The sequence below is a fragment of the Methanosarcina sp. DH1 genome (genome assembly GCF_020804205.1).
Taxonomy (GTDB): domain Archaea; phylum Halobacteriota; class Methanosarcinia; order Methanosarcinales; family Methanosarcinaceae; genus Methanosarcina; species Methanosarcina vacuolata.
In genome coordinates this window covers 990-4,289 of sequence record NZ_WJBJ01000007.1, presented here as the reverse complement: position 1 = coordinate 4,289, position 3,300 = coordinate 990, and the positions used below count along the sequence as shown (strand labels likewise).

The following is a 3,300-nucleotide window of genomic DNA, read 5'->3' as shown; positions in this document are numbered from 1 at the left end:
CTACTACTTCAGGAAAAACTCCTGCAACTGTTGTATTTATTTCAGTCGAATACCCCGCTAGCTTGCTGCGGGGATGGAAACTTCCCCGGTAACCGTTGATGACTATATAATTATCAATTCCATTTTTCGGTTGTTAACTTCTGCTCAAACTAAACCGTTTAGGGTTACTATTTCCTTTGACGGAATTTCGAGCGGTGGCGCGAACATACCCCGTTGCTTGCAGCGGGGTGCGCCAGCGCAACTTTGATTGATACGAGTTTGAAAACCCACACTAAATGAAAATGGGGTTTTGGAGACGAAATAATTTTGGGACAAAACAAATTCTGTCTCCTCTTATTCTGTTTTTAGAGTTAACATTAGTTACTCTGAGTTCCATGTACCTCGGTATATTTTTGAGTGATTAAATTTAACTTTCTAAATTAGGTTGAGATTAAAGACTGACTAAGTCTAAATTTTTAGTTTGTTTTCTAAATTTAAACTGGATTCTTTTGAACATTGTGGGATTCAAGTTAAAATCATTGATTTTGTTAAGCATGTGCCCACCTTTGATTCAATAAGTTTGTTCAGTTGTTACAAAAATCGCCTTATTTTTGAGAGGGGGGCGAAATATAATATAAAACAGAAATTGTAACCAAAAACAAAGTTTATGGACAAGAATTAGAAACACTTTAATATAAAAAATCTAAATATAGAGCGAATCAGTAATCGTGGAAGAAAAATAGATAATCTACCGCCTGAAGTATCTAATATATAATCGATATAACAAGATCCCTATAATGGTTCGTATAGACAATGTGGAAACGATATAATTACCGACGGTGGATCAGTTCAAGATAAATGACGCTAAAATTGAACTACACGGATAAGGTGCTTAATAAATTTTGTTATTAAACCTGCAGATTATTTATAGCTACATCCCGATTTTCATGATTTTATAAACTCCGGTTCAATCTGTAATTAAAAAATCTGGTTATGTAGAAATCCTCATGGGCTTTTGGCAGATGCATAATTTATAAAAAATTTTATATCAACATTAAAGTTTTTCGTGGGAAATCCTCGGAAAGACAGAATTACCAATTGTTTAAACTGAACTACCTGATATACTTTTACACATTCATTTTCAGATCCAATTAAAGCTGATTTAGATAGGTTTTCTACAAATCCAAAAACGAAAAAAATACCTGGATTTTGGAACTGAGTTTTAGAAAAAAACCTGTATTCGGCAGATAGACATTAAAATTTGGATATTTTTCAGGATAAGTATCCTCTTCAAACTGTACGGGAAAAAGTAGGTTTCATCTCTTTGTTGAGAGTTGAAAAGTTTTCTCATGTCTAAAAAAATATTGACTAAAAAAGTATTGACTAAAAAAGTATTAAGACTAAAAAAGTATTAAAAAATCAGTTTAACTTCCAAAATATGTGATAAAATTATTTTAAGTTTTTTCGTTAAAATATTTTCCCTTGAAATGAAGAGGATGCCAGGATAGCGCTGTTCAACACCTATTAATTTGCCCTCATTTAACACGTGTTAACATATGTCCAAGCATCATATAAACAGAAGCAGCAGACAGGTTACAAATAAGGAATATAGGACTCATCTAAGTTCCCACAAAAACGCTATCAGTAAAAATATTTGAAACAACAATTTACCTGCTGGATGTAGGACGAAATATAATGGAGTAAGACAATGAAAGTGAACAAAAAATTGTGTTCAGTAGCTTTAGTTTCAACAGCCATTGTTTTATTTTTAATTTTGATATTCTCTACTACATCGGCAGCTACTGCACAAAATACTTCAAGTACGGCTAAATACGCCTACATTACTAATAGCGGCAGCACCACTGTCTCTGTAATTGACATCACAACAAACAAAGTTACAGCCACAATAAATGTAGGAAAATCTCCCTACGGGGTTGCAGTYAACCCCGMTGGAACAAAAGTGTATGTGTCGAAAGAAAAAAGTGGAACTATTTCCGTAATTGACACTGCAAAAAATRAGGTTACAGCCACAGTGARGGTAGGAAAAAACCCCTGGGGAGTTGCAGTTAATCCGACGGGAACAAAGGTATATGTGGCAAACGAAGGTAGTAAGACAGTCTCTGTAATTGACACATCAAAAAATAAGGTTACAGCTACAGTGTATGTAGGAAATTATCCTTGTGGAATTGCAGTTAACCCGGCAGGAACWAAGGTATATGTGGCGAATTCCCTTGATAAYACTGTTTCTGTAATTGACRCATCAACAAACAAGGCTATAGCCACAATAAAAGTAGGAAACCTCCCTACCGGAGTTGCAGTTAATCCGGCTGGAACAAGGGTATATGTGACGAATGAGTACGATGTTTCTGTAATTGACACATCAAAAAATAAGGTTRCAGCAAGAGTAAAAGTRGGAAAGTACCCATGGGGAGTTGCGGTAAACCCGGCTGGAACAAAGGTATATGTGACAAACTATGGAGATGGTACTTTTTCTGTGATTAATACGGCCACAAACAAGGTTACAGCCACAGTGACGGTGGGAAGTTATCCATTAGGGATTGCTTTCAGTCCGGACGGGACTAAGGCATATGTGGCAAAAGAAACAAGCGGAGCTGTCTCTGTAATTAACACAGCCACAAACAAGATTACAGCTACAGTGAGGGTAGGAAAAGAGCCTGCTGCATTCGGGCAGTTTATAGGTTCTGTTTCTGTGCAAAATCCAGTAGTTCCTGATGCAGATTTCATTGGTTCTCCAGTCTCAGGAAGTTCCCCATTAAAAGTGCAGTTTACTGACAAGAGTACAGGTTCCCCAACTTATTGGAAATGGAATTTCGGAGATGGATCGGATCTAGTAACTGAATATAATCCAACACATACATACTCAAAACCCGGAACRTATACTGTGAAAGARACCGTGAGTAATGCAGCAGGTAARGATACGGAAATAAAAACGGATTAYATAACCGTGACAGAAGCTTCACAAACTCCTGATGCAGATTTCRTTGGTTCTCCAGTCTCAGGAARTTCCCCATTAAACGTGCAGTTTACTGACAAGAGTACAGGGTCACCGACTTATTGGAAATGGAACTTCGGAGATGGATCRGATCTGGTRACTGAATATAATCCRACACATACATACTCAAAACCCGGAAMGTATACTGTGAAAGAGACCGTGAGTAATGCAGCAGGTAARGATACGGAAATAAAAACGGATTAYATAACCGTGACAGAAGCTTCACAAACTCCTGATGCAGATTTCRTTGGTTCTCCAGTCTCAGGAAGTTCCCCATTAAACGTGCAGTTTACTGACAAGAGTACAGG

Annotated in this window: 1 protein-coding gene; it reads left to right on the top strand. The window is 36.9% G+C overall.

Annotated features, from left to right (window positions below; translation table 11 throughout):
* Positions 1-1,687: 1,687 nt before the first annotated feature.
* Positions 1,688-3,300, top strand: a 1,613-nt coding sequence (locus tag FXW07_RS04525) for a PKD domain-containing protein (RefSeq protein WP_229394356.1), incomplete at its 3' end; no start/stop codon positions are given.